5 protein-coding genes and 1 tRNA gene are annotated in these 3,484 nt (G+C 66.0%); 2 read left to right on the top strand and 4 right to left on the bottom strand.

The window, feature by feature from the left end:
• The coding region (locus AC2VOU_RS05065) for a TetR/AcrR family transcriptional regulator (protein WP_486956374.1) at positions 1-441 on the top strand (441 nt) is incomplete at its 5' end.
• 285 nt (positions 442-726) lie between these two features.
• Here AC2VOU_RS05065 and AC2VOU_RS05060 read toward each other — a convergent pair.
• The 4 genes from AC2VOU_RS05060 to AC2VOU_RS05045 form a co-directional block, all read right to left on the bottom strand.
• A tRNA-Ser gene (locus tag AC2VOU_RS05060) sits at positions 727-817 on the bottom strand.
• Between the two features lie 86 nt (positions 818-903).
• Complete coding sequence (locus AC2VOU_RS05055; protein ID WP_486956373.1) at positions 904-1,542, bottom strand: SOUL family heme-binding protein; 639 nt, start codon at positions 1,540-1,542, stop codon at positions 904-906.
• A gap of 249 nt (positions 1,543-1,791) precedes the next feature.
• On the bottom strand, positions 1,792-2,250 hold the full coding sequence (tadA, locus tag AC2VOU_RS05050; RefSeq protein WP_486956372.1) for a tRNA adenosine(34) deaminase TadA: 459 nt from the start codon (positions 2,248-2,250) through the stop codon (positions 1,792-1,794).
• Positions 2,247-2,759 (bottom strand): tRNA adenosine deaminase-associated protein, encoded by a 513-nt coding sequence (locus AC2VOU_RS05045; protein ID WP_486956371.1) that lies wholly within the window; start codon positions 2,757-2,759, stop codon positions 2,247-2,249. Before AC2VOU_RS05045 ends, tadA begins: the two co-directional genes overlap by 4 nt.
• Positions 2,760-2,877: 118 nt before the next feature.
• On the opposite strand from AC2VOU_RS05045, the gene AC2VOU_RS05040 reads away from it, so the two are divergent.
• Positions 2,878-3,484: prephenate dehydrogenase (locus tag AC2VOU_RS05040; protein WP_486956375.1), on the top strand; the 607-nt coding region annotated here is incomplete at its 3' end.

Here is a 3,484-nt window from a genome sequence, read left to right as displayed (position 1 = left end):
ACGGTGTACCAACGATGGCCGGACACCCGATCAGTGCTGGCCACGCTGCTGACCGAGCGAATCACGGGCGTGCTTGCCGAGCTGTCGATCGGCGGCGAAGGACGGCAAGCGGTGGTGGATCGGGTGGTCGCCGTGACACAACGCTTGCGGAATGACGATCTGATCTGGTCTCTCTTACATGAGGCGCCCGATCTCGCAATGGTCTACATCGCCGATCGGCTGGGAACGAGCCAGCAAATCATGATCGACGCACTGGCCACCGACTTGCAGGCCGCGCAGCGGCACGGCAGCGTGCGTGTAGGTGATTCGCGCCGGCTGGCAGCGATGGTGCTGCTGATCACCCAGTCCATCGTTCAGTCCGCGCAAGTCGTTGCACCGATCCTGGACGCCGAGGCGCTGGCCACCGAACTCAACCACCTGTTGAACGCATACCTGTCGTGACACCCGACGTTCCCGACTCCACCGCGTCGAACGCGACCCGTCAGCTCACCGGCGACCCATCTGAATTGTCGGCGCGCGCGACTGCCTACCTCGAACCGAGCGAAGGTTACTGCTGACCGATTGCTGCGTGTCACTTTCGGTGACCATGAGGGCGTCGTTGGGGTTGTCGACGATGCGGTGATGAGAACGGGCCCCGCTCAGTGTGGATCAGCGCGATCGCGTCCTCGCAGAACAGGGGATACGCTGAATAAGGGGCTTCTAGCAGCACATATGCGCTGGAAGCTATGGCGGTGGCGGAGGGATTTGAACCCTCGGACGGGGGTTACCCGTCACACGCTTTCGAGGCGTGCTCCTTAGGCCGCTCGGACACGCCACCGCCGGAGAGCTTACCCAACAGTGGCGCCGCTATCCCAATCGACGACGGGCCGAGGTGGTCGACCCGCGCTTTCGCGAATGCCGAAGTCAGTTGTGGGACCGAACGGCCACCGACACTTCGTTGCGCCGCAAAAACGGCAGCGTCCACGGTGGATCGTAGAACCAGGCTGCGGGCGACTCGACAGCTTCCCATCCCCGATCACCCAGAATGCGCATCAGCGCCGCCATCTGATCGGCAACCGCCCGGGGTGACGTGCTGCCGGAGAAACGGCGCACCGCAACAGTTTCCGCGGGCACGGTCACCAGTCTGACCGCGGGATCGTCGGGTTGCGGCAGCGACGCCATGGTCTTGACGCGCGGCATGTAGAAGCGGATCACCCACTGCCCGTCTGAGCCGGCACGCTGAGTTACCGGCGCGGTCATCGCAATTTTTTCGCCTCGCCCGGTGCGGGTCTGCTCGACGATCGGCGCCTGTACATCGGCACCGACATGGTTGGCGCCGAAGATGTAACCGGCCAGTCGCTGGAAGCCGATTTGTCTCGCCGCCTCCTCATCGGCCACCACGGTTGTCTCTGCGGCAATCCGTTCCTCGTAGCGCCGGATCTCGACGCCGTCGGCCAGCGATTGCGTGGTGTGCGCCGGCTCTTCGGTGAAGTGGCGAAAACCGACTACCGATCCGCCGGCCTCCAGCACGCCGGTGGCAATCCGCACGACTGCTTTGAGCACGTCGGCACCCTTTCCCGCTGCTGACGGTAGCCATGAACGGCCCCGTCTGTTTCACCATACCGACGCCACGCCAGCCCTGACCGCCTACCGATCCGCCGGCTGCTAGTGGTCTCGCTCGTAAGTTCGTCGGGAGTGCGCCGTGATCGCCTTTGCGCACCGAGATCGACGTTATGGCAGCAAAGTTCGAGTAGCAGGCCGCCAAAACGTCGATCTCGACGCGGGGAAAGCAACTCCCGGCGAGCCGGTCCGCTAGCCCGGTCGCCGGCGGGCGAAGAACTCTTCCAGGACGCCGGCGCACTCGTCGGCCAGCACGCCGCCTCGCACCTCTGGCCGGTGGTTGAGCCGGCGATCGCGGACCACGTCCCACAATGAACCCACAGCGCCGGTCTTGGGCTCCCAGGCTCCGAACACCACCCGGCCGACGCGCGCCATCACCAACGCTCCCGCGCACATCGTGCACGGCTCAAGGGTGACGGCGAGCGTCGCACCCGCCAGCCGCCAGCCGTCGCCCAGCACCTGGGCTGCCTCGCGGATGGCCAATATCTCGGCGTGCGCGGTCGGATCCCCGAGCGCTTCGCGGGCATTGACCGCACGGGCGACTTCGGTTCCGTCGGCCGCGACCACCACCGCCCCCACCGGCACATCCCGCGGATCCGCCGTCGCGGCCACCGTCAGCGCAGCGCGGATCAGGTCTTCGTCAGACCTCACCGACCGAGTTTGTCGAGCACCGACGCAAGCTCATCGGCGAAGCCCATCTCGCGGGCAATGCGGCCCAACTGCTCGTCGGCGTAGAGGTCGGTTTCGTCGAGAATCACGCTGAGCACCGCCTCGGGCAGACCGATGTCAGACAGCAACCCGAGATCACCCTCGGCGAACGGCTCGGCGTCTTCAAGATCATCCGGCTCGATGTCGGCGTCCAGGTTGTCCAGCACTTCTTCGGCAATGTCGTAGTCCAGCGCCGCGGTCGCATCCGACAGCAGCAACCGCGTTCCGGACGGCGCCGGACGCACGATGACGAAAAAATCGTCATCGATGTCCAGTAATCCGAAAACGGCCCCGGCGCTGCGTAATTCGCGGAGCTCAGTCTCGGCCGCAGACAGGCTGACCAAAACCTTGGGCCCCATCGCCGAGCAACTCCATTTGCCTTCTTCGCGCACGACGGCCACGCCGAACCCGTCCGGAGTATCGGCCTTCGCAGACGCCCGCTGTGCTCCCATGGGCGCATACGCTAGTCGCGCGCAAGCCCATTGACCAGCACTGACCAGCGGATGCCCAGCAAACCGGTGTCGCAGCCGCGGCCGGATATGTCAACCTTGACACGTGGCGAAGACACCGGTGTGCGTGCTGGGCCTGGGCCTGATCGGCGGTTCACTTTTACGTGCCGCCACCAAGGCCGGCCGAGAAGCGTTCGGCTACAACCGCTCGGTCGAGGGCGCCCAGGCCGCCCGTTTCGACGGGTTCGACGCCAGCACGAATCTGAACGACGTGCTGAAACGCGCCGCGGACGTCGGTGCGCTGATCGTGCTGGCGGTGCCGATGCCGGCGCTGCCCCTTCTGCTCAGCCGCATCGGCCAAACGGCGTCCGATTGCCCACTCACCGACGTCACCAGCGTCAAGGGCGCGGTTCTGGACGAAGTCACCAGCGCGGGCCTGCGGGCACGATTCGTCGGCGGGCACCCGATGGCGGGCACCGCACACTCCGGCTGGGAGGCCGGGCATGCCCAACTCTTCGTCGGAGCCCCCTGGGTGATCAGCGTGGACGATCACGTGGATGCGACTGTGTGGTCGACGGTGCTACAACTGGCGCTGGACTGCGGATCGGTGGTGGTGCCGGCGCGATCCGACGAGCATGACGCCGCCGCGGCCGCCATCTCGCATCTACCGCACCTGCTTGCCGAGGCCCTGGCGTTGACCGCTGCGGAGGTACCGCTGGCGTTCGCGC

Source organism: Mycobacterium sp. TH-M25, from assembly GCF_057473665.1.
This window is presented reverse-complemented; position numbering and strand designations above follow the sequence as displayed.

What these genes read in the sequence shown, in the direction of transcription:
- AC2VOU_RS05045 (WP_486956371.1), bottom strand. Translation starts at nt 2,759, where the DNA reads ATGGGAGCACAGCGGGCGTCTGCGAAGGCCGATACTCCGGACGGGTTC.